Origin of the sequence: Sporichthya sp. (assembly GCF_013815995.1) — a bacterium.
Taxonomy (GTDB): domain Bacteria; phylum Actinomycetota; class Actinomycetes; order Sporichthyales; family Sporichthyaceae; genus Sporichthya.
This window is the reverse complement of the sequence record NZ_JACDFE010000005.1, coordinates 26,052-45,514: the sequence shown is the minus strand read 5'-3', so window position 1 is coordinate 45,514 and position 19,463 is coordinate 26,052. Positions and strand designations below refer to the sequence as shown.

General features: G+C 69.7%; 22 protein-coding genes. 13 read left to right on the top strand and 9 right to left on the bottom strand.

Features of this window, described 5'->3' with window-relative positions:
* Positions 1 to 121: 121 nt before the first annotated feature.
* The 6 genes from H0X00_RS01445 to H0X00_RS01420 all read right to left on the bottom strand — a co-directional run bounded on the left by H0X00_RS01445 (position 122) and on the right by H0X00_RS01420 (position 5,056).
* The gene (locus H0X00_RS01445; RefSeq protein WP_293766836.1) at positions 122 to 1,021 is read right to left on the bottom strand and encodes a hypothetical protein; all 900 of its coding nucleotides are present in this window, start codon (positions 1,019 to 1,021) and stop codon (positions 122 to 124) included.
* A 104-nt stretch (positions 1,022 to 1,125) separates the two neighbouring features.
* Positions 1,126 to 1,302 (bottom strand): hypothetical protein, encoded by a 177-nt coding sequence (locus tag H0X00_RS01440; protein WP_293766835.1) that lies wholly within the window; start codon positions 1,300 to 1,302, stop codon positions 1,126 to 1,128.
* Positions 1,303 to 1,514: 212 nt separating this feature from the next.
* The gene (locus tag H0X00_RS01435; protein ID WP_293766834.1) at positions 1,515 to 2,237 is read right to left on the bottom strand and encodes a DUF2786 domain-containing protein; all 723 of its coding nucleotides are present in this window, start codon (positions 2,235 to 2,237) and stop codon (positions 1,515 to 1,517) included.
* A 97-nt stretch (positions 2,238 to 2,334) separates the two neighbouring features.
* Positions 2,335 to 3,282, bottom strand: coding sequence for a COX15/CtaA family protein (locus H0X00_RS01430; protein ID WP_293766832.1), 948 nt, complete (start codon positions 3,280 to 3,282; stop codon positions 2,335 to 2,337).
* 92 nt (positions 3,283 to 3,374) lie between these two features.
* Entirely contained in the window at positions 3,375 to 4,136 is a 762-nt protein-coding gene (locus H0X00_RS01425) for an ABC transporter permease (protein WP_293766830.1), read from the bottom strand.
* Positions 4,133 to 5,056 (bottom strand): ABC transporter ATP-binding protein, encoded by a 924-nt coding sequence (locus tag H0X00_RS01420; protein ID WP_293766828.1) that lies wholly within the window; start codon positions 5,054 to 5,056, stop codon positions 4,133 to 4,135. The genes H0X00_RS01425 and H0X00_RS01420 overlap by 4 nt, the downstream gene beginning before the upstream one ends.
* A gap of 193 nt (positions 5,057 to 5,249) precedes the next feature.
* Between H0X00_RS01420 and H0X00_RS01415 the strand changes: the two genes are divergently transcribed.
* The 9 genes from H0X00_RS01415 (at position 5,250) to H0X00_RS01375 (ending at position 12,306) form a co-directional block, all read left to right on the top strand.
* Entirely contained in the window at positions 5,250 to 5,915 is a 666-nt protein-coding gene (locus H0X00_RS01415; RefSeq protein WP_367186386.1) for a helix-turn-helix transcriptional regulator, read from the top strand.
* Positions 5,912 to 7,324: a Fe-S cluster assembly protein SufB gene (gene sufB, locus H0X00_RS01410; protein WP_293766824.1), complete on the top strand. Its 1,413-nt coding sequence runs from the start codon at positions 5,912 to 5,914 to the stop codon at positions 7,322 to 7,324. The genes H0X00_RS01415 and sufB overlap by 4 nt, the downstream gene beginning before the upstream one ends.
* 14 nt (positions 7,325 to 7,338) lie before the next feature.
* A complete protein-coding gene (gene sufD / locus H0X00_RS01405) occupies positions 7,339 to 8,436 on the top strand; it encodes a Fe-S cluster assembly protein SufD (RefSeq protein ID WP_367186385.1) in 1,098 nt (365 codons plus the stop codon).
* Between the two features lie 49 nt (positions 8,437 to 8,485).
* The gene (gene sufC / locus H0X00_RS01400; RefSeq protein WP_293766820.1) at positions 8,486 to 9,262 is read left to right on the top strand and encodes a Fe-S cluster assembly ATPase SufC; all 777 of its coding nucleotides are present in this window, start codon (positions 8,486 to 8,488) and stop codon (positions 9,260 to 9,262) included.
* Positions 9,263 to 9,270: 8 nt separating this feature from the next.
* A complete protein-coding gene (locus H0X00_RS01395) occupies positions 9,271 to 10,527 on the top strand; it encodes a cysteine desulfurase (protein WP_293766818.1) in 1,257 nt (418 codons plus the stop codon).
* Between the two features lie 3 nt (positions 10,528 to 10,530).
* Entirely contained in the window at positions 10,531 to 10,980 is a 450-nt protein-coding gene (sufU, locus tag H0X00_RS01390) for a Fe-S cluster assembly sulfur transfer protein SufU (protein WP_293766816.1), read from the top strand.
* The gene (locus H0X00_RS01385; protein ID WP_293766814.1) at positions 10,977 to 11,297 is read left to right on the top strand and encodes a metal-sulfur cluster assembly factor; all 321 of its coding nucleotides are present in this window, start codon (positions 10,977 to 10,979) and stop codon (positions 11,295 to 11,297) included. Before sufU ends, H0X00_RS01385 begins: the two co-directional genes overlap by 4 nt.
* A gap of 65 nt (positions 11,298 to 11,362) precedes the next feature.
* Positions 11,363 to 11,998 (top strand): acVLRF1 family peptidyl-tRNA hydrolase, encoded by a 636-nt coding sequence (locus H0X00_RS01380; RefSeq protein ID WP_293766812.1) that lies wholly within the window; start codon positions 11,363 to 11,365, stop codon positions 11,996 to 11,998.
* A gap of 65 nt (positions 11,999 to 12,063) precedes the next feature.
* Positions 12,064 to 12,306 (top strand): hypothetical protein, encoded by a 243-nt coding sequence (locus H0X00_RS01375; RefSeq protein WP_293766810.1) that lies wholly within the window; start codon positions 12,064 to 12,066, stop codon positions 12,304 to 12,306.
* Here the strand turns inward: H0X00_RS01375 and H0X00_RS01370 are convergent.
* The 3 genes from H0X00_RS01370 to H0X00_RS01360 are packed head-to-tail and all read right to left on the bottom strand — an operon-like array spanning position 12,282 to position 15,863.
* A complete protein-coding gene (locus H0X00_RS01370) occupies positions 12,282 to 12,959 on the bottom strand; it encodes an ABC transporter ATP-binding protein (RefSeq protein WP_293766808.1) in 678 nt (225 codons plus the stop codon). The genes H0X00_RS01375 and H0X00_RS01370 overlap by 25 nt on opposite strands.
* Complete coding sequence (locus H0X00_RS01365; RefSeq protein WP_293766806.1) at positions 12,952 to 14,937, bottom strand: ATP-binding cassette domain-containing protein; 1,986 nt, start codon at positions 14,935 to 14,937, stop codon at positions 12,952 to 12,954. The genes H0X00_RS01370 and H0X00_RS01365 overlap by 8 nt, the downstream gene beginning before the upstream one ends.
* Positions 14,934 to 15,863 (bottom strand): branched-chain amino acid ABC transporter permease, encoded by a 930-nt coding sequence (locus H0X00_RS01360; RefSeq protein ID WP_293766804.1) that lies wholly within the window; start codon positions 15,861 to 15,863, stop codon positions 14,934 to 14,936. The genes H0X00_RS01365 and H0X00_RS01360 overlap by 4 nt, the downstream gene beginning before the upstream one ends.
* Before the next feature lie 189 nt (positions 15,864 to 16,052).
* Here H0X00_RS01360 and H0X00_RS01355 point away from each other — a divergent pair, with 189 nt between their 5' ends.
* The 4 genes from H0X00_RS01355 to H0X00_RS01340 all read left to right on the top strand — a co-directional run bounded on the left by H0X00_RS01355 (position 16,053) and on the right by H0X00_RS01340 (position 19,455).
* On the top strand, positions 16,053 to 17,651 hold the full coding sequence (locus H0X00_RS01355; protein WP_293766802.1) for an ABC-F family ATP-binding cassette domain-containing protein: 1,599 nt from the start codon (positions 16,053 to 16,055) through the stop codon (positions 17,649 to 17,651).
* A gap of 183 nt (positions 17,652 to 17,834) precedes the next feature.
* The gene (locus tag H0X00_RS01350) at positions 17,835 to 18,050 is read left to right on the top strand and encodes a helix-turn-helix domain-containing protein (protein WP_367186384.1); all 216 of its coding nucleotides are present in this window, start codon (positions 17,835 to 17,837) and stop codon (positions 18,048 to 18,050) included.
* Between the two features lie 161 nt (positions 18,051 to 18,211).
* Complete coding sequence (locus H0X00_RS01345) at positions 18,212 to 19,027, top strand: enoyl-CoA hydratase/isomerase family protein (protein WP_293766798.1); 816 nt, start codon at positions 18,212 to 18,214, stop codon at positions 19,025 to 19,027.
* Positions 19,028 to 19,038: 11 nt separating this feature from the next.
* Positions 19,039 to 19,455 (top strand): VOC family protein, encoded by a 417-nt coding sequence (locus tag H0X00_RS01340; protein ID WP_293766796.1) that lies wholly within the window; start codon positions 19,039 to 19,041, stop codon positions 19,453 to 19,455.
* Positions 19,456 to 19,463 lie beyond the last annotated feature (8 nt).

Sequence of the window (19,463 nt, the reverse complement as noted above, 5' to 3'; positions counted from 1 at the left end):
GGCAGCGTCGAGGACCGCGCCATCCGGGCCAACTCCGCGCGCTGCTCACTACTGACCGGCAACGCCGGTGCTGTCTTGATCGGCATGATCAATCATACCGCGCTAATTCACAGACAGACCACTAGGCCGCGCGGCGGAGCATCGCGCTGACCTCGGCGACGATGCGATCGGGCCGCTGGTACACGTCGTAGGCCCCGTAGCGGAGCAGCGGGAAGTTCGCGACGACGAGACCGTTCTCCCTCACATTGTCGGCGGCGCGCTGATCCGGGTCGCGGTGGTAGTCGCCGTCGTACTCCAGGCCGAAGTCCGGGCGGAGGTACCCGATGTCGGGCTTGCCGAGGAAGTTCCCCTTCTCGTCGTACACGGCCTCGTTGAGAAGTGGCGGCTCGGGCAGGCCGCCGTAGACGACCACGACAAGGCGGAGTCGCGTTTCCATAGGCGACGCGGCACCGGGCCGGGACAGCGCGAGTGCGTCACGGACGTGCGCCACGTACGGGCGGCGCGGTCGCTCGTCGGCGTACCGCGTCATTCCACTGCGCGTAACCAACCCGGCGTGGAGGAACGAGTCGGCCCACACCACGCTCTCGGTGGCATTCGCTCTCGCCATCAGGCCGAAGCAGGTGCGCTCCGGTGTGGTCACAGGCACCCCGTTCCAGAGGTCTACGTCGCCCTCGTCGAGCGTGAGCCGCCGGCTCCGGACCCCGGCGCGCGAGTGCGCGCCGCGCTCGCGAGGTGCGCCGAACTCCATCGGAACCGGTGTGCCCGGGCGCGGGGTCCAGAGGCCGAACAACCAGGCCGCTGTGCGATCGGTGGCGACGGCGCCCGGTGGCAGCGCGAGACGGGCCGCCTCGAACCGAACTTTGTCGGTGAGGGGGATCGCGACGTGGAGGTAGACGTCTCGGAAGAGGCGAACCCAACAGCGGGATCGAAGTTGTTCAGGGGACAGGCCGGCCGCCAGTCCGGTGCGACGGGTGAACGGCCCGATCGTCAGCTCCGGTGGGACGAAGGCACGCGGCGCCACCTAACGCTCCCCTCGGTTTGCGACCGACTCTGGGCGCGCGGACGGGCTATGCCGGGCTACGGATAGACCGCCCACGCAGCCAGAGTGGGTGGGTAGCCACGGCGTCACGCGGGCTTGGTCGGCGTCGAGCTTGGATGTCCCCGCCGAGCGGCCAGATAGGGCGCGAAGGCGATGACCTCCGCGTCCTTGCAGCGCAGCTGTTGGCGCACCTCGTCAGTCGGATCCCGTCGCGCGAACGCGCCCAGGATGACGTCCGCTTCTCGTTTGCCCCGCCGGCTCATCAGGTCCCCCTCGCTCGTGTCGGGCGAGGGAACCCCGGACGCCGGTGGTTACGCGACCGTCGGTTGCGGATCTGTGGACAACTCGTGTCGGCGGCGGCTCTTTTGCCTCCGCGCCAGGCGCGGAGAGCGTGTGTTCGTGGGTGCCCGTACGGACGCGAACGAGCAGGAGAGCGTTGTCATGCGACCGAAGCTCGAGGGCCGCGTTCCCTGAGTCAGCTGGGACCGACCGGCCGCCGCTTGTGCAGACGCGCGCGGTCCGCAGCGGCTTTGCCGGCGGCCCAGCCGGCGGAGTTCGACACCGTGGACCGCCGTGCGGTGCGCAGTGTCGGGAACAGTTCGGCGACCCGGGCGTCGACCTCCGCGGCATGCCGGGTCAGGACAGGCAGGAGGCGGTCCCGGTCGGCGGATTCGGCAACGACGGCGGCGGCGGCCTCGGCCAGGCGCTGACGGATCCGCACGGCGAAGGCGAGCAGGAAGGCGCGGCGGAAGGACTTGATCGTCGACGAGCCGCCGTAGCCGAACTCGCGGCGGTGCTGGCGCATCGCGACCTCGGCCTGGGTGAGCAACGACGTCGTCAGCAGATCCACCGCGTCCAGGTCACCCGGGGTGCCGAGGAGGGTGACCAGGTCGTCGGCCGGGGTGAACACGCAGCGGCAGCGGTTGGCGCCCGCAACCGCGTCGACCAACGACGCCTTCGCCGACACGTACGGCGCGTTCAGAATCAAACGACGGGTCTCGACGCCGTTCCCGTTGCCCGGCTCCATCGTCTCGCTTGCGAGCAGCGCCTCCAGTGCGTACTTGGTGATCAGCTCCTGGGCCTTCGCCGTGAGCGCGTCGGCCTCCTCCTCGAACGTCGTGGACTCGGCCTTGGCCAGCAGTGCCCGTACCCGGGCGAGGTACTTGGCCCGATCCGGCGCTACCCCGTTGATGCTCATCGCGTCCCGCCCCTCCGCGCCGTCGGTCGACGCGGGTGGAGCGTTGCACCGGCTACCGACATGACCCTCGACCTCGCGACTGGGCTGTGGACGACCGTCAGGCCGGGACGGGGATCTGGTCGGTGATGCCCCCGTCGAGGGCGGGCGAGGCGGCCGGGCGGACCCGGGTCGCGAGCACGAGCCGGACGGTCGCGATCACCAGGCAGCCGGCGCCGAACATGTGCAGTCCGACGAGAACCTCGGGCAGGTCGGTGAAGTACTGGACGTAACCGACGGTGCCCTGCGCCAGCTGAACCGCGAGCATCACCCGGGCCGCGACCACGACCGGGCGCGGGGCGCCGCTGCGGGTCAGCAGGACGTTGAGCGCGACGGTGCCGAGGACGAGGGCGATCACCGAGTCGGCGTGGACCATCGAGAACACGTGGGTGTCGAGGCCGGTGCGCGGCGCGTCGACGTCCCCGGCGTGCGGGCCGCTGCCGGTCACGACCGTGCCGAGGTAGAGGACGACGGCGGTCAGGGCGAGCAGGCCGAGCGCCAGTCGCTGGGCCGCCTCCGGCACCAGTCGGGCCGGGGGAGCGTCACCTTCGCCGATCCGGCGATAGAGCACTGTGGACAGGCCGACCAGCACCATCGAGAGCATCAGGTGACCCATGACGACCCACGGGTTCAGGTCGGTGAGGACGGAGATCCCGCCGATGACGGCCTGGGTCGGGATGCCGATGAACAGCACCAGCGCCAGCCGACGGATGTCGGCCCGCGCGGGGCGGGAACGGAAAGCGCCGATCAGGGTCGCCAGCGCCACCGCGCCGAGGACGTAGGTGAGCATCCGGTTACCGAACTCGATCTGCTCGTGCAGGCCCAGTTCGCCGGTCGGGACGAAGGAGTCCTCCTGGCAGCGCGGCCAGGTCGGGCAGCCCAGGCCGGAGCCGGTCAGGCGCACCGCGCCGCCGGTCACCACGATGCCGAGGTTCGCGACGATCGAGGCCAACGCCAGCCGTCGCAGCCCCAGCGTCCCGGGCCGGAAGCGCTCGGAAGTCGTCGTCACCGCGTCATCGTAGGCGGGCCGATCGGCGACTCTGGCCGCGGTGCAGGGCTATCGCGGCGAGGCGATGGCCCGAGCGCGCGACCAGAGTGGGGTTACTCCCAGCGGAACCAGCGGGCGGCGGCGGCCAAGGCCAGAGCGGCCCAGGCGGTCAGCACGAGCAGGGCGGACCACGGGGTGGCGTCGGTGCCGGTGAGCACGTCGCGCAGGCCGGTGGCGAGGGCGGCGGCGGGGGTCAGCTCGAGCACGTCCTCGGCGCCGCCGAACTTGTCCAGCGGGATCACGATGCCGCCGCACATCAGCAGCACCAGGTAGACCAGATTCGCTGCGGCCAGGGTGGCCTCGGCCCGCAGCGTGCCGGCCATCAGCAGGCCCAGGCCGCTGAACGCCGCGGTCCCGATCAGCAGCAGCGGGACCACCATGGCGACGTCACCGGAAGGGTCCCAGCCGAGCGCGAAGGCCGTCGCGACCAGCAGCATCAGCTGCAGCCCGATGACCACGAGCACCGAGAGGGTCTTGCCGGCCAGCAGCGCCCATCGCGGCAACGGGCTGACCCCGAGCCGCTTGAGCACCCCGTACCGGCGCTCGAACCCCGTCGCGATGGCCTGCCCGGTGAACGCCGTCGACATCACGGCCAGGGCGAGGATGCCGGGGGCGAGGAAGTCGACCCGCTCGCCGGGGCCGGTGTCGACGACGTCGACGGCCGAGAACAGCACCAGCAACAACGTCGGGATGATGACGGTGAGCAGCAGGTTCTCGCCGTTGCGCAGCATCATCCGGGTCTCGAAGGCTGCCTGGGCGCGCACCATCCGCGCGACCGGCGCCGCGCCGGGCGCGGGGGACAGGTCCAGGCTCATGGCTCCAACCCCCGTCCGGTCAGGTCCAGGAAGACGTCCTCCAGGCTGCGGCGTTCCACGAGGAGCCCATCCGGCATCACGCCCAGGTCGGCGCACCAGGAGGTCACCGCGGCCAGCGTGGTCGGGTCCATCGGGCCCGACACCACATAGACGCCGGGGGAGGGCTCGGTGGCCACGGTCCCCTCGGGCAACGCGCCGGTGAGCGCCGCCACCGGCAGGCCGCCCGGGGCACGGAAGGTGAGTGAGTTGGACACCCCCACCCGGGTCAGCTCGGCGGGCGTGCCGCCGGCGATCACCCGGCCGTGATCGACGATGTGCACCTGGTCGGCCAACGCTTCCGCCTCGTCCAGCAGGTGCGTGGTGAGCACGACGGTGACGCCGTGCTCGCGCAGCGAGGAGATCAGGTCCCAGGTGCGGCGGCGGGCGTGCGGGTCCAGGCCTGCGGTCGGTTCGTCGAGGAAGGCCAGTTCGGGGCGCCCGATGACGGCCAGCCCGAGGGCGAGCAGTTGCTTTTCCCCGCCGGACATCCGCCGGTAGGTGGTGCGCCGCGCATCCTGCAGGCCGAGCAGGTCGAGCAGCGCCGCCGGGTCCAGCGGGTTCGCGTGCAGCGCCGCGACGTGACGCAGCATCTCTTCCGGCTTCGCGCCGGAGTACACCCCGCCGGCCTGCAGCATCACCCCGATCCGGGGTCGCAACGCGGCGTGGTCGCGGCGCGGATCCAGGCCCAGAACCTGAACCGATCCGGCGTCGGCCACCCGCAGCCCGGAACAGATCTCCAGCGTCGTGGTCTTGCCCGCCCCGTTAGGCCCGAGGACGGCGGTCACCCCGCCGCGCGGCACGGTGAGATCGAGCCCGTCGACCGCCGCCCGCCCGCCGTAGCTCTTGCGCAGGCCGGAGATCTCGATGGCGGGCCCGGACACGGCGGTCAGTGTAGGGATCGACCGAGCATGCCTCCGGACGGGTGATTTAGTTAGGCAAGCCTTGCCTACGTGTTGGATCTATGCTGAAGTTGTCCGTTTTGGGTTGGGCAACGCCGTGGAATTAGGTAACATCGGTGTTGTGAAAACCGTCCGCGACGACCGCGCCCTCGACCAGGGCAGTTCGGCGCGTGACCTGGGGCCGGTCGAGGACGTCACCGCCGGCACCCGCGAGCGGGTCGCCCGGGTCATCCTGGAGCATGGCCGGACCACCGCGGCGGATCTGGCCCAGCAGCTCGAACTCACCCCGGCCGCGGTCCGTCGGCACCTCGACGCCCTGCTGGCCGACGGCCTGATCACCGAGGCCGAGCAGCGCGGGCAGGCCTCACGCGGCCGCGGCCGCCCGGCCAAGGTCTTCGTCGTCACCGACACCGGCCGCCACCACTTCGTTCAGGCCTACGACGACCTGGCCACCTCGGCGCTGCGCTTTCTGGCCGAGACCGCCGGCGCGCATGCCGTCGAGGCGTTCGCAATCCGCCGGGTCGCCGAGATCGAGGAGCGCTACCGGCCACAGCTGGCCGCCGTCGCCCCGGCCGACCGGGCCGCCGTCCTCGCCGAGGCCCTGTCCGCGGACGGTTACGCCGCCAGCGTGCGCCCCGCCCCGGGTGGCGCGGCCGGCGAGCAGGTCTGTCAGCACCACTGCCCGGTGGCTCACGTCGCCGAGGAGTTCCCCCAGTTGTGCGAGGCCGAGACGGCGGCGTTCGGTCGCCTGCTCGGCACGCATGTCCAGCGACTCGCCACCATCGCCCACGGTGACGGCGTCTGCACCACCTATGTACCGACCGGAAGGACCACGTCATGACCAGCACGACCGAGACTGCCCTCGAAGGCATCGGCCGATACGACTTCGGTTGGTCCGATGCCAACGACGTCGGCGCCACCGCCCGGCGCGGGCTGTCCGAAGAGGTCGTCCGCAACATCTCCGGGTTGAAGAACGAGCCCGAGTGGATGCTGGAGCAGCGGCTCAAGGGTCTCAAGCTCTTCTACAAGAAGCCGATGCCGACGTGGGGCTCGGACCTGTCGGGGATCCACTTCGACAACATCAAGTACTTCGTCCGGTCGACGGAGAAGCAGGCGACGACGTGGGACGAGCTGCCCGCCGACATCAAGAACACCTACGACCGGCTGGGCATCCCGGAGGCCGAGAAGCAGCGCCTCGTCTCCGGTGTCGCCGCGCAGTACGAGTCGGAGGTCGTCTACCACCAGATCCGGGAGGACCTCGAGGAGCAGGGCGTCATCTTCCTCGACACCGACACCGGTCTGAAGAAGCACCCGGAGCTGTTCAAGGAGTACTTCGGCAAGGTCATCCCGGCCGGCGACAACAAGTTCTCCGCGCTGAACGCCGCCGTGTGGTCCGGTGGGTCGTTCATCTACGTGCCGCCGAACGTCAAGGTCGACATCCCGCTGCAGGCCTACTTCCGGATCAACACCGAGAACATGGGCCAGTTCGAGCGGACGCTGATCATCGTCGACGAGGGCGCCTACGTGCACTACGTCGAAGGCTGCACCGCGCCGATCTACTCCTCGGACTCGCTGCACTCCGCGGTCGTCGAGATCATCGTGAAGAAGGGCGCGCGCTGCCGGTACACGACCATCCAGAACTGGTCGAACAACGTCTACAACCTGGTCACCAAGCGCGCCATCGCCCAAGAGGGCGCGACCATGGAGTGGATCGACGGCAACATCGGCTCCAAGGTCACGATGAAGTACCCGGGCGTCGTGATGACCGGTGAGCACGCCCACGGCGAGGTGCTCTCGATCGCCTTCGCCGGCGAGGGCCAGCACCAGGACGCCGGCGCCAAGATGGTGCACGCCGCGCCGCACACCTCCTCGGCGATCGTGTCCAAGTCCGTCGCGCGCGGCGGTGGCCGCACGTCCTACCGTGGCCTGGTCAAGGTCCAGGAGGGCGCGCACCACAGCAAGTCGACGGTGCGCTGCGACGCGCTGCTGGTCGACACGATCAGCCGCTCGGACACCTACCCCTACGTCGACGTCCGCGAGGACGACGTGGCCCTCGGCCACGAGGCGACGGTCTCCAAGGTCTCCGAGGACCAGTTGTTCTACCTGATGAGCCGCGGCATGACCGAGGACGAGGCCATGGCGATGATCGTCCGCGGTTTCGTGGAGCCGATCGCCCGTGAGCTGCCGATGGAATACGCGCTCGAGCTCAACCGGCTGATCGAGCTTCAGATGGAAGGGGCCGTGGGCTAGTGCCCGGCACTGACATGGCGACGGCTGGAACCGTCGCCACGGAGTTTCCCGTGCCCACCGGGCGCGAGGAGGAGTGGCGTTTCACTCCGATGCGCCGCCTGCGTGGTCTGCACGACGGCACGGCCAAGCCCGAAGGCAAGGTCCTGGTCGAGGTCGACGCCCCTGACGGCGTCGTCGTTGAGACCGTCGGCCGTGACGATCCGAGGCTTGGCCGTTCGGGCGCGCCTTCTGACCGGGTGGCGGCCGCGGCGTTCGAAGGATTCACCACCGCCACCGTCATCACGGTTCCGCAGGAGCTGACTCCTGCCCCCACCGTGCTGACCCTGAGCGGTCAGGGCGCCGAGGGTGTGGCCTACGGCCACATCGTCATCGACGTCAAGCCCTTCGCGGTCGCGACGGTGGTGATCGACCACCAGGGCTCGGCCACCTACGCCGGCACCGTCGAGGTGCATGTCGGCGACGGCGCGAACCTGACGTTCGTGAGCCTGCAGGAGTGGGCCGACGACACCGTCCACCTCGGCCACCAGCGCATCATGCTCGGTCGCGACGCGACCGTGCGCGGAGTCGTGGTGACCTTCGGCGGCTCGGTGGTCCGGCTCTACCCGCAGGTGCACTACACGGCGCCGGGCGGGGATGCGGAGCTGCTCGGGCTCTACTTCGCCGACGCCGGTCAGCACCTGGAGCACCGCCTCCGCGTCGACCACACCGTGCCGAACTGCAAGAGCAACGTGGCCTACAAGGGCGCGTTGCAGGGCGACAAGGCGCACACCGTGTGGATCGGTGACGTCATCATCGGCAAGAACGCCACCGGGACCGACACCTACGAGCTCAACCGCAACCTGATCCTCACTGACGGGGCGTCAGCAGACTCGGTGCCGAACCTGGAGATCTACACCGGCGAGGTCGCCGGTGCGGGGCACGCGAGCGCCACCGGAAGGTTCGACGACGAGCAGTTGTTCTACCTCCAGTCGCGCGGCATCGCCGAGGCCGAGGCCCGCCGGATGGTGGTCCGCGGATTCTTCGCCGAGATCATCGCCCGGATCGGCATCCCGCTGATCCAGACCCGCCTGCTCGCCACGATCGACGCCGAGCTCGCCAAGACCCTCGCCTGACCGACCGCAACTGACGCAGCTGCGCTGCAATTACAGGAGCATCGCTTTCATGAGCACGCTGGAGATCAAGGACCTGCACGTCCAGGTCCCTGGAAAATCCGAAGATGGCGCCGAAGGCGTCAAGGAGATTCTCAAGGGGGTCACCCTGACGATCAAGCCGGGGGAGACCCACGCCGTGATGGGTCCGAACGGCTCGGGCAAGTCGACGCTGGCGTACACCATCGCCGGGCACCCGAAGTACACCGTGACCGGCGGCAGCATCAGCCTCGACGGCGCCGACGTCCTCGCGATGAGCGTGGACGAGCGCGCCCGCGCCGGGCTGTTCCTCGCCATGCAGTACCCCGTCGAGGTGCCGGGCGTCTCGGTGTCGAACTTCCTGCGGACCGCGAAGACCGCGGTCTCGGGTGAAGCGCCCAAGCTGCGCACCTGGGTCAAGGACATGAAGTCCGCGATGGAGCTGCTGGCGATGGACCCGACCTTCGCCGAGCGCAACGTCAACGAGGGTTTCTCCGGCGGCGAGAAGAAGCGCCACGAGATCCTCCAGCTCGAACTGCTCAAGCCGAAGATCGCGATCCTCGACGAGACCGACTCCGGCCTGGACATCGATGCGCTCAAGGTCGTCTCCGAGGGTGTCAACCGGGCCAAGGAAGGCGGCGAGGTCGGCGTCCTGCTGATCACCCACTACACCCGGATCCTGCGCTACATCGCGCCGGACTTCGTGCACGTCTTCGTCGGCGGCCGGTTCGTCGAGGAGGGCGGCCCGGAGCTGGCCGAGCAGCTGGAAGCCGAGGGCTACGAGCGGTTCCTCGCCAAGGCCGGGGCCTGACGATCGCCATGAATGGGCTGCTCGACCTCGACAAGATCCGGGCGGACTTCCCGATCCTGGACCGACGCCTGTCCGGGGACCGGCCGCTGGTCTACCTGGACTCGGCCAATACCTCGCAGAAGCCGCAGTCGGTGATCGACACGATCTCCGAGCACTACGCGCTGCACAACGCGAACGTGGCGCGCGCGGCGCATCAGCTCGGTGAGGAAGCCACCGCCGCGTACGAGGGTGCGCGGGACAAGGTCGCGGCTTTCGTCAACGCCCCGAGCCGCGACGGCGTGATCTTCACCAAGAACGCCTCCGAGGCGCTCAACCTCGTCGCCAACGTCCTCACCTGGGCCGGCGACCCGTACGGCATCGGTCCCGGCGACGAGGTCGTCATCACCGAGATGGAGCACCACTCCAACATCGTCCCGTGGCAGCTGGCGTGCGAGCGCCGCGGCGCGACGCTGCGCTGGTTCGGCATCACCGACGAGGGCCGCCTGGATCTGTCGAACATCGACGACCTGATCACCGAGCGGACCAAGGTCGTGGCCGTGACCTGGGTGTCCAACGCCCTGGGCACGATCAACCCGGTCGCCGAGATCACCCGGCGGGCCCACGAGGTCGGGGCGCTCGTCGTCGTGGACGCCTCGCAGTCGGTGCCGCAGATGCCGGTCGACCTGACCGCCCTGGCCGCGGACTTCGTCGCGTTCACCGGGCACAAGCTGTGCGGCCCGACCGGCATCGGGGTGCTCGTCGCCGAGCCCGAGCTGCTCAACCAGCTGCCGCCGTTCCTGGGTGGCGGCGAGATGATCGAGATCGTCCGCATGGAGGGCTCGACCTACGCCGAGGCTCCGCACCGCTTCGAGGCCGGTACCCCGCCGATCGCGGGGGCCGTCGGGCTCGGCGCGGCCATCGACTACCTCTCCGGCATCGGCATGGACGCCGTAGCCGCCCACGAGCACGCCATCACCGGGTACGCGCTGGAGCGCCTGCAGAGCGTGGAGGGCGTGCGCATCCTGGGGCCGACCGAGAACGTCGACCGGGGCGGCGCGATCAGCTTCGAACTCGGCGACATCCACCCGCACGACGTCGGCCAGGTGCTGGACTCCTACGGCATCGCGGTGCGCGGCGGCCACCACTGCGCGCGGCCCGTGCACGCCCGCTTCGGCGTCACCGCGTCCAACCGGGCGTCGTTCTACCTCTACACCAAGCCCGAGGAAATCGATTCTCTGGTCGAAGGGTTGGACGCCGTGAAGGCGTACTTCGCGAGGGGGTTGTGACCGGTGGACGTTGACGCGCTCTACCAGGAGATCATTCTCGACCACTACCGCAATCCCCGGCACAAGGGACTGCGGGAGCCGTACGAAGCGCAGGTGCACCACGTCAACCCGACCTGCGGGGACGAGGTGACCCTGCGGGTGCACGTCGCCGACGGCAAGGTCGCCGACGTCTCCTACGACAGCCTCGGCTGCTCGATCAGCCAGGCCTCAGCGTCCGTGCTCACCGAACTGCTGATCGGTAAGGACCTCGACGCGGCGATGGCCGTGCACAACGAGTTCCTGGCGCTCATGCAGTCCAAGGGTCAGGCCACCCCCGACGAGGACGTCCTCGAGGACGCGGTCGCCTTCGCCGGAGTCTCGAAATACCCAGCCCGCATCAAGTGCGCGTTACTGTCCTGGATGGCCTGGAAGGACGCGACCGCACAAGCCCTCGTGAACGGAGCCCAGTCATGACCACCAGCGCACCGACCGAGGACGACCTGACCGAAGCGATGCGCGACGTCGTCGACCCCGAACTCGGCATCAACGTGGTGGACCTCGGTCTGGTCTACGGCGTCAGTGTCGACGAGGCGAACATCGCGACGATCGACATGACGCTGACCTCCGCGGCCTGTCCGCTGACCGACGTCATCGAGGACCAGACGCGCCAGGCCCTCGAAGGCCTGGTCGCCGACTTCCGGATCAACTGGGTCTGGATGCCGCCGTGGGGTCCGGACAAGATCACCGACGACGGCCGCGAGCAGCTCCGCGCTCTGGGCTTCAACGTCTAACGGCGCGGCAAGCACCGGACGTCCGAACAGCCGTGAGCAATAACGCTCACTCTGTCGGACGTCCCGTGCGCACCGTCGAGGTCGAGGCCGAGCGGATCCCGCGCTGGTTCGCCAATTTCGCTGACCGCAACGGCGGTCTGACGCAGGCTCAGCTCACCCCCGAAGGTATTCGTGCGGCCGCGGGCAACGGCACGGTGGCGCAGTGCGTGGTCCCGTTCGCCGGGGACTGGGCGCCCGCCGGTGATCCCGTCGAGGCGCTGGGCGCGCACGTGCTCGCGGACCGCCGGGTGGGGGTGTTGCTGGTGCGCCTGGGCGGCTACGCGGCCGGGGTGTTCGACGGGGTGAAGCTGGCGGAGTCCAAGGTCGGCTCGAGGCAGGTGCACGGGCGGACCTCGGCCGGGGGCTGGTCGCAGCAGCGCTTCGCCCGGCGCCGGGAGAACCAGGTCGACGTCGCGCTCGACACCGCGGGCGAGGTGGCCGCGCGGATCCTGCTTCCGCACGTCGGTTCCCTGGACGCCCTGGTGCTCGGCGGGGAACGCAAGGCGGTGGACAAGGTGCTCGCTGACCGCCGCCTGGCCGGGTTTGCCGCCGTCGCGGCAGAGCCGCGCTTCCTCACGGTCCCGGACCCGAAGCATGTGGTGCTGCTCGCGACCCCGGCCTTGTTCCGCGCCGTGACGATCCACCTCACCGACCCCGCCTGAGCTGGTTGTCCACAAGTACGCCGAGAGCAGTGACCCGGGTGCCCGATTCGGCTCAGCATCCGAGAATGACGCCGACACCGGATCTGGAGACGCGAGTCAGCGCCTATGTCGGAACTATCAGTGCGATCCGAGACGACCAGCGCGAGATGCGGACCGACCTGCGGGGTCTGCGCGACGACGTCGAAGGTCTCCGTTCGGAAATGCAGGGTGGCTTTGCGATGGTGGCCTCGGGCTTCGAGGCCTCCACGACCGGCTGGACCGGTGGGACGATGCCAGCTGAGACTCAGGGCGCGGGGACGGCGACATAGGGGCGGACCATGCCCTTGTCGATGATGACCACGCGGTCGCAGTCGTACTCGCGCAGTTGCTGGAACTGCTCGGCGATGACCACGGACGTGCCGCGGTCCAGGCAGATCCGCTGCAGGGTTCCGTAGACCCGGTCCACGATCACCGGGGCCAGGCCCTGGGACGGCTCCTCGACCAGGATCAGGTCGGGCCCGGACATCAGGGAGCGGCCGATCGCCAGCATCTGCTGCTCGCCGCCGGACAACGTGCCGGCCAGCTGGTCGGACCGGTCGGAGAGGATCGGGAAGTAGGAGAAGACCTCGGCCCGTTGGTCGCGCAATCGCCGGGTGGCGATGTGCGAGGCGCCGGCGTCGAGGTTCTCCCGGACGGTGAGGGTGGAGAACACCCGCCGGCCCTCGGGGGAGTAGCTGATCCCGGCCCGGGCGCGCCGCGCCACCGGCCAGCGGTTGATCCGCTTGCCGTCGTAGCGGATCTCGCCGGCGAGCACCGCGACCGTCCCCATCACGGCCTGTAGCAGAGTGGACTTGCCGGCGCCGTTGCCACCGACCAGGATCACGATCTCCCCGGGGGCGACGCCGAGGTCGACGTCGAAGACCACCGGCACCCGGTCGTATCCGGCGCGCACGCCCTTCAGCTCCAGCCGCGGGTCAGCCACGATTGCCGGCCCCCGCCGGATCAGCCAGGCGTTCCCGCCACCCGGTGGTGGCCTCGCCACGGCCGGCCCCGAGGTAGCGCTCCTGCACCTGCGCGTCGGCGGCGATCGTGCCCGGCTCGCCGTGCGCGAGGATCTGACCCTCCGCCAGAACGTAGACCAGGTCACAGCCGTCGAGGACGGCCTTCACGTAGTGCTCGACCAACAGCACCGTGAGTCCCAGATCGGCCTGCAGCCGGCGGACCAGGCCGATCAGGGCGCCGGAGGACGCGGGATCCAGGCCCGAGGTCGGCTCGTCGAGCAGCAGGATCTGCGGGCCGGACAGCAGGGCCCGGCCGAGCTCGGTACGCCGGCGGGCCGAGAACTCCAGTTCGCCGACCCGCTCGTCCCAGTACCGTTCGATGTCGAGCAGGCAGGCAATCGCCCACGCCGCCTCCTCGGCCTCGCGGACCTGCCGCCACGGTGCCGGCATTCCCACCGCGAACTGGGCGAGGCTGCCCCGGATCCGCAGTCCCGCCCCGGCCAGCAGGTTGTCTGCGACCGAGAGCTCCTTGACGATGCGGGTGGTCTGGAAGGTGCGGGTCATCCCGAGGGCGGCCCGGTCCCACGGCTGGTCGCGGGTGACGTCGGAGCCGAAGATCCGCACCGTGCCGCGGTCGGGCCTGGTCAGGCCGGACACCACGTCGAACAGTGTGGTCTTGCCGGCGCCGTTGGGTCCGATCAAGCCGGTGAAGGACCCGGTGGGCACTTCGATGCTCGCCCCGCGCAGGGCACGCACACCGCCGAAGGACAGGTGGATGTCCTCGGTCGCAAGCGCCACGGGTTCGGTGCGCCGCGGCGGGAACCAGCTCTCGAGCGTCTCCAGGGCAAGCTGGCGGACGTCGTCGCTCGGGCCGATCTCGCGCAGTTCGGTGAGGCCGTCGGAACGCGCCAGCACCTCGGCCGCGGCGGTGAACGAGGACGGACGGCGAGAGCGCCGCTGCGCCGCCGGACCGAAACGCAGCCGGCGGTAGAGGTCCTGCAGCCGGCCGCCCAGCCCGCGGGACCCGCACAGCACCCCGGCCAACAGCGAAATGCCGGCCAGCAGCTGGTAGTTGACGTGCAACTTCTCCAGTTGGAGCGGGATGTACTGGAAGGCGACCGCCACCAGGAGCACGCCGGCCATCGAGTCGAAGCCGCCGAGGATCGCGATCGAGAGCCACAGCAGGGACGTCGTCGCGGTGTAGTTCACCGTCCCCGGGGTGCTGCCGTAGAGCGTCGCGGCGAGGATGCCGGCCAGCCCACCGAGCGCGCCGCACACGGCGAAGGCCAGGGCCTTGGTCTTGAGCGGTCGTACCCCGACCGCGACCGCGGCCTGCTGGTCCGCGCCGACCAGCATGATCGCCCGGCCGTAGGGGGAGAGGCGGAGCCGCTGCAGGAACATCAGCACCAACGCGACGACGCTCAGGACGAACAGATAGAACGCGCGGTCGTCGTGGCTGGAGACCTCGTAGCCGAAGATCTTCGGGCTCGGGGTGACCAGGCCCTGGTCGCCGCCGGTGAGCCGGTACTGGGTGAAGACGATCCGCTCGACCAGGATCTGCACGCCGAGGGTGAACACCATGACGTAGACCCCGGACAGCCGCACGCTGAACAGCGCGACCGCGAGCATCATCAGGATCCCGATCACCACGGACACGACGATCGCGATCACCAGCGGATGACCCCAGCCGTTCGGCCCCGGCCGGTACACCCAGGACCCCAGGTACAGCGAGGTCGCGTACACGCCGGCCGCGGCCAGGTTGATCTCGCGGGCCCAGCCCACCATCACCATCACGCCGAGCGCGAGCACGCCGATGATCAGCCCGGTGGTGACGGTGAAGACGCGGTAGTCGGGGGCGAAGAAGATCCAGCCGATCGCGACCACGGCGCCGACGAGGTTGAGCGGCTGACGCACCAGGGAGAGCAGCGGCCGGGATCGGCTGTAGGGGTTCTCGCTCATGACCGCATCGCCAACGCCGTGCGCGGAGAGTTGCGGTTGCGGAAGACCGCGACGGCGACCGCGGTCAGCACCATAGCGGCGAAGATCATGCTCTCGCGGGTGGCCGGGTTGATGTCGCCCAGCGCGGAGGTTGTGGCAAAGCTGTCGACGGTGCTGAGCACGACCGCGCCGAAGAGCGCGAGGGCCGGGCTGCTGAAGGCGCCGACGACCGCGACGGTGAGCGCCCGGAAGAACACCAGCAGGATCGCCGAGAGGTCGGTGCCGGCGAGCGGGGCGAGCAGCGCGCCGGCGAGCGCGGCCATCGCGCCGGCCGCGGCGTAGGACCCGACCCCGATCCGGTAGAGCCGGATGCCCGACCACCGCGCCGCCTCGACGTCGTCGGAGATCGCCCGGACGTTCACCCCGGCCCGCGTCCGGTTCAAATACAGCGAGACGAACACCACGAGGATCACGCTGATCAGCAGGCAGGCGAACCGGTGCGCGGTGACGTTGAACGACCACACCCGAAAGCTGTCGTCACCGAACGGGCTCGAGCTGATCGCCACGTCCGGGGCCACCGGGAAGTTCTCGGTGGCGACCGCGCCGATGATGAGCATCGCGGCGATGGACACCGTGGACAGGGTCAGCGGCGGCAGGAAGGCGATCCGGCCGTTCATCATCACCAGGCCGTAGGCGGCTCCGACGCCGGCCCCGATGCCCAGCACCACGACGAGCGCGACCCAGCCGGGCATCGTGTACTCGACGGTGAAGTGGTAGTAGCCGTAGGCCCCGACGACGGCGATGCCGTAGTGCACGAACCCGATCGTGCGGCTGATCCGGTAAGTCAGCACGAGGGCGATCGCCAGCACGCTGAAGATCCCGGCGTTGGCCAGCCCGATCACGAACGCCGGGCCGAACAGGTCCGGGTTCGGGTCGATTCCGAGCATGCGCCAGCTTTCGAGTCGGTCTGCCTGCGACCCCCCGGGACGTGGGGGAGGCGCCGGAACGGTTCGTTTGCGGGCGGGACCAGCGTAGCCCGAGGGTGATTCGGACCACAGGCCCCGTGGGTTCGGTGGGGAATCTCCGGCCGGAACCGCCGGTAAACTCCGGCCAGTGAGCTTCTCTTACTGCACGGCTTGATCACCGCATCCGGTCTGGAGCTGCGCGTGGGGGCCCGGCTCCTGCTCGGCGCGGCCAGTTTCCGCGTGGGCGCCGGCGACCGGATCGGCCTGGTCGGGCGTAACGGCGCGGGCAAGACGACGCTGACCAAGGTGCTCGCCGGCGAGGGCCAGCCCGCCGCCGGGCAGGTCACCCGCGCCGGCGATGTCGGCTACCTGCCGCAGGACCCGCGCACCGGTGACCTCGACGTGCTGGCGCGGGACCGGATCCTTTCCGCCCGCGGCCTGGACGAGATCGTCGCCGGGATGCGCGCCACCGAAGGCCAGATGGCGAGCGCCGACCCCGACACCCACGACAAGGCGATGCGCCGCTACACGCGGCTCGAGGCGGAGTTCGTCGCCAAGGGCGGCTACGCCGCCGAGTCCGAGGCGGCAGCCTTCGCCGCCAGCCTCGGGCTGCCGGACCGCGTGCTGGGTCAGCCCCTGCACACCCTCTCCGGCGGCCAGCGCCGCCGCGTCGAGCTGGCCAGGATCCTGTTCAGCGGCGCCGGCACGTTGCTGCTGGACGAGCCCACCAACCACCTCGACGTGGACTCTGTGGTGTGGCTGCGCGACTACCTCAAGACCTTCCCCGGGGGGCTGATCGTGATCAGCCACGACGTCGCGCTGGTCGAGCAGTGCGTGAACCGGGTCTTCCACCTCGACGCCAACCGCTGCGAGCTCGATCAGTACAACGTGGGCTGGAAGGCCTACCTCCAGCAGCGCGAGACCGACGAGCGCCGTCGGCACCGCGAGCGGGCCAACGCCGAGAAGAAAGCGGCCGAGCTCACCACGCAGGCCAACAAGATGCGGGCCAAGGCGACCAAGGCGGTGGCCGCGCAGAACATGCTCCGCCGAGCGGAGAACCTCGTCGCGGGCCTCGAAGGCCAGCGCAAGGCCGACAAGGTCGCCAAGATCCGCTTCCCGGAGCCGGCGCCCTGCGGCAAGACCCCGCTGATGGCGACCGGGCTGTCGAAGTCCTACGGCAGCCTCGAAGTCTTCACCGACGTCGATCTCGCGGTCGACCGCGGCGCCCGGGTCGTCATCCTCGGTCTCAACGGCGCCGGCAAGACGACGTTGCTGCGGATGATGGCCGGCGTCGAGGAACCCGACACCGGCGAGATCGTGCCCGGCCACGGGCTGAAGATCGGGTACTACGCGCAGGAGCACGAGACGCTGGACCCCGAGCGCACGGTGCTGGAGAACATCCAGTCCTCGTCGCCGGACATGCCCGAGACCGACCTGCGCAAGTTGCTCGGTTCGTTCCTGTTCACCGGTGACGACTCGGAAAAGCCCGCCGGGGTGCTCTCCGGCGGGGAGAAGACCCGCCTCGCGCTGGCCGCGCTGGTGGTCTCCAGCGCCAACGTGCTGCTGCTCGACGAGCCCACCAACAACCTCGACCCGGCCAGCCGCGAGGAGATCCTCGCCGCCCTGCGCCGCTACAGCGGGGCCATCGTGCTGGTCTCCCACGACGAGGGCGCCGTGCTCGCGCTCAACCCCGAGAAGCTCATCCTGCTGCCCGACGGCATCGAGGATCTCTGGGGCGATGAGTATGCGGATCTTGTCGCCCTTGCGTGATCGTTTTTGACGATCTGGGCCAGTTCGTTCCGGTAGGGCATGACATCTGCCAGTACGTCATATGCCTGGCGTCACCTGTTTCGCGGAACACCCTCACCTTTGCTGTCCATCAAGCCGATCATGCAGGTCTCGGGGTCAGAGACCGGTTCGCGTTTATGCGACAGTTCGATCGGAGGCACCACCGTGGCCGAAACCCTTCGGAAGGGAAGCCGAGTCACCGGCAGCGCGCGAGAGCGTCTTGCTGGCGACCTGAAGAAGAAGTACGGCCAGGGGCGCAGCATTCGCGCCCTCGCCGAGGAGACCGGGCGTTCCTACGGGTTCGTCCACCGCATGCTGACCGAATCCGGAGTCACCCTCCGCGGCCGTGGCGGCGCAACCCGGGGCAAGGTCAAGGCCTAACGCCTGGACACCTCCGCTTGAGCACACAAGAACCGGCCGTCGCCGTGCGTCGGCCGGTTCTTTGTGCGCCGATAGTGGAGTTGGACACCGCCCCGAGCGCCGAGACCGGTGTTCAACTCCACTATCGGGAGAGTCTGTGCACGGTCAGTAGGGTCGGCGTCATGAGCGAAATGACCGTGGTGAAGTCCGAGGTCCTCATCGCCGGCGGCATCCGCCTGGAGATCGACGGGGCCGCGGCCACGGTCGTGCTCGACCGCGCGGACCGTCGCAATGCGATGACGCCGACGATGTGGCTGGCTCTCGGGGCCGTCCCGGAGCTCCTGCCGGCCGAGGTGCGCGTGGTCGTCATCCGGGGCGAGGGCCAGACCTTCTGCGCCGGGCTGGACCTGCGATTGGCCAGCCCGGAGGGCGTGCCGGGCGAGGGTTCGTTGGGCTCGATCATCTCGGGCATGGACGACGCCGGGATCGCGGAGCGGATCGGGATCTGGCAGCAGGGCTTTCTCTGGATGCGGGACCCGCGCTGGATCACGATTGCGGCGGTGCAGGGCGCGGCGGTCGGCGGTGGCTTCCAGCTCGCGCTCTCACCCGACCTGCTGATCGCCGCCGACGACGCCAAGTTCTGCATGAAGGAGAACGCGCTCGGCCTGATCCCGGACCTGACCGGCACCAAGCCGCTCTACGACCGCGTCGGGTACTCGCGTGCGCTGGAGATCTGCGCGACCTCGCGCTGGATCGACGCGGCCGAAGCCGGCCGTCTCGGTATCGCGCAGGCCGTGGTTCCGCTCGCCGAGCTGGAGTCCGCGGTGGCGGCCCAGGTGGCCGCGTTGCTCGCGACTGTCCCGGCGCCCGGGGTGGCGGTGAAGGAACTGCTGCTCGGTGCAGACCGCCGCGACGCGATCGAGCAGGCCCGGGCGGAGCGCGAGACCCAGGTGCCGCTGATCCGCGCCATGACGGCGCGGATCACCGCCGGGCGTTAGGAGGTCGACGGTTGAGGACCCTGCACATCGGCCTCCGCGTTACCGATCTTGAGCGCGCGATCGGGTTCTACACCGCCGTGGGCTACGGGATCATCGGCAGCGTCCCCGAGTCCGGCCAGGGCCATCTGACCATGCTCAAACTTCCCGGCGACGAGTTCGTCACCATCGAACTCGTGCACAACCCCGGGGAGCCGGCAGTTGAAGGCAGAAGCAACCTCAACCACATCGTCATCCACGTCGACTCCATGGACGTCACCCTCGCCGAGCTCGCCGACCAGGGCATCGATGCCGAAGTGCCGAGATCGCCCGACGGATCTGCAGACTTCCTCACGACCTGGATCGTCGATCCGGACGGCAACCGGATCGAGTTGGTCCAGTGGCCGGACGGTCACGCCGACGGCATGAGCTCCGCCGACTGGGCGAACTGAACCCCTGA

Bases quoted from the DNA above. Each gene is read 5' to 3' on its own strand.
- sufD (WP_367186385.1), top strand. From the start codon at position 7,339: ATGGCGACGGCTGGAACCGTCGCCACGGAGTTTCCCGTGCCCACCGGG.
- H0X00_RS01345 (WP_293766798.1), top strand. From the start codon at position 18,212: ATGAGCGAAATGACCGTGGTGAAGTCCGAGGTCCTCATCGCCGGCGGC.
- H0X00_RS01360 (WP_293766804.1), bottom strand. From the start codon at position 15,863: ATGCTCGGAATCGACCCGAACCCGGACCTGTTCGGCCCGGCGTTCGTG.
- sufC (WP_293766820.1), top strand. From the start codon at position 8,486: ATGAGCACGCTGGAGATCAAGGACCTGCACGTCCAGGTCCCTGGAAAA.
- H0X00_RS01385 (WP_293766814.1), top strand. From the start codon at position 10,977: ATGACCACCAGCGCACCGACCGAGGACGACCTGACCGAAGCGATGCGC.
- sufB (WP_293766824.1), top strand. From the start codon at position 5,912: ATGACCAGCACGACCGAGACTGCCCTCGAAGGCATCGGCCGATACGAC.
- H0X00_RS01440 (WP_293766835.1), bottom strand. From the start codon at position 1,302: ATGAGCCGGCGGGGCAAACGAGAAGCGGACGTCATCCTGGGCGCGTTC.
- H0X00_RS01395 (WP_293766818.1), top strand. From the start codon at position 9,271: ATGAATGGGCTGCTCGACCTCGACAAGATCCGGGCGGACTTCCCGATC.
- H0X00_RS01425 (WP_293766830.1), bottom strand. From the start codon at position 4,136: ATGAGCCTGGACCTGTCCCCCGCGCCCGGCGCGGCGCCGGTCGCGCGG.
- H0X00_RS01435 (WP_293766834.1), bottom strand. From the start codon at position 2,237: ATGAGCATCAACGGGGTAGCGCCGGATCGGGCCAAGTACCTCGCCCGG.
- H0X00_RS01375 (WP_293766810.1), top strand. From the start codon at position 12,064: ATGACGCCGACACCGGATCTGGAGACGCGAGTCAGCGCCTATGTCGGA.
- H0X00_RS01365 (WP_293766806.1), bottom strand. From the start codon at position 14,937: ATGAGCGAGAACCCCTACAGCCGATCCCGGCCGCTGCTCTCCCTGGTG.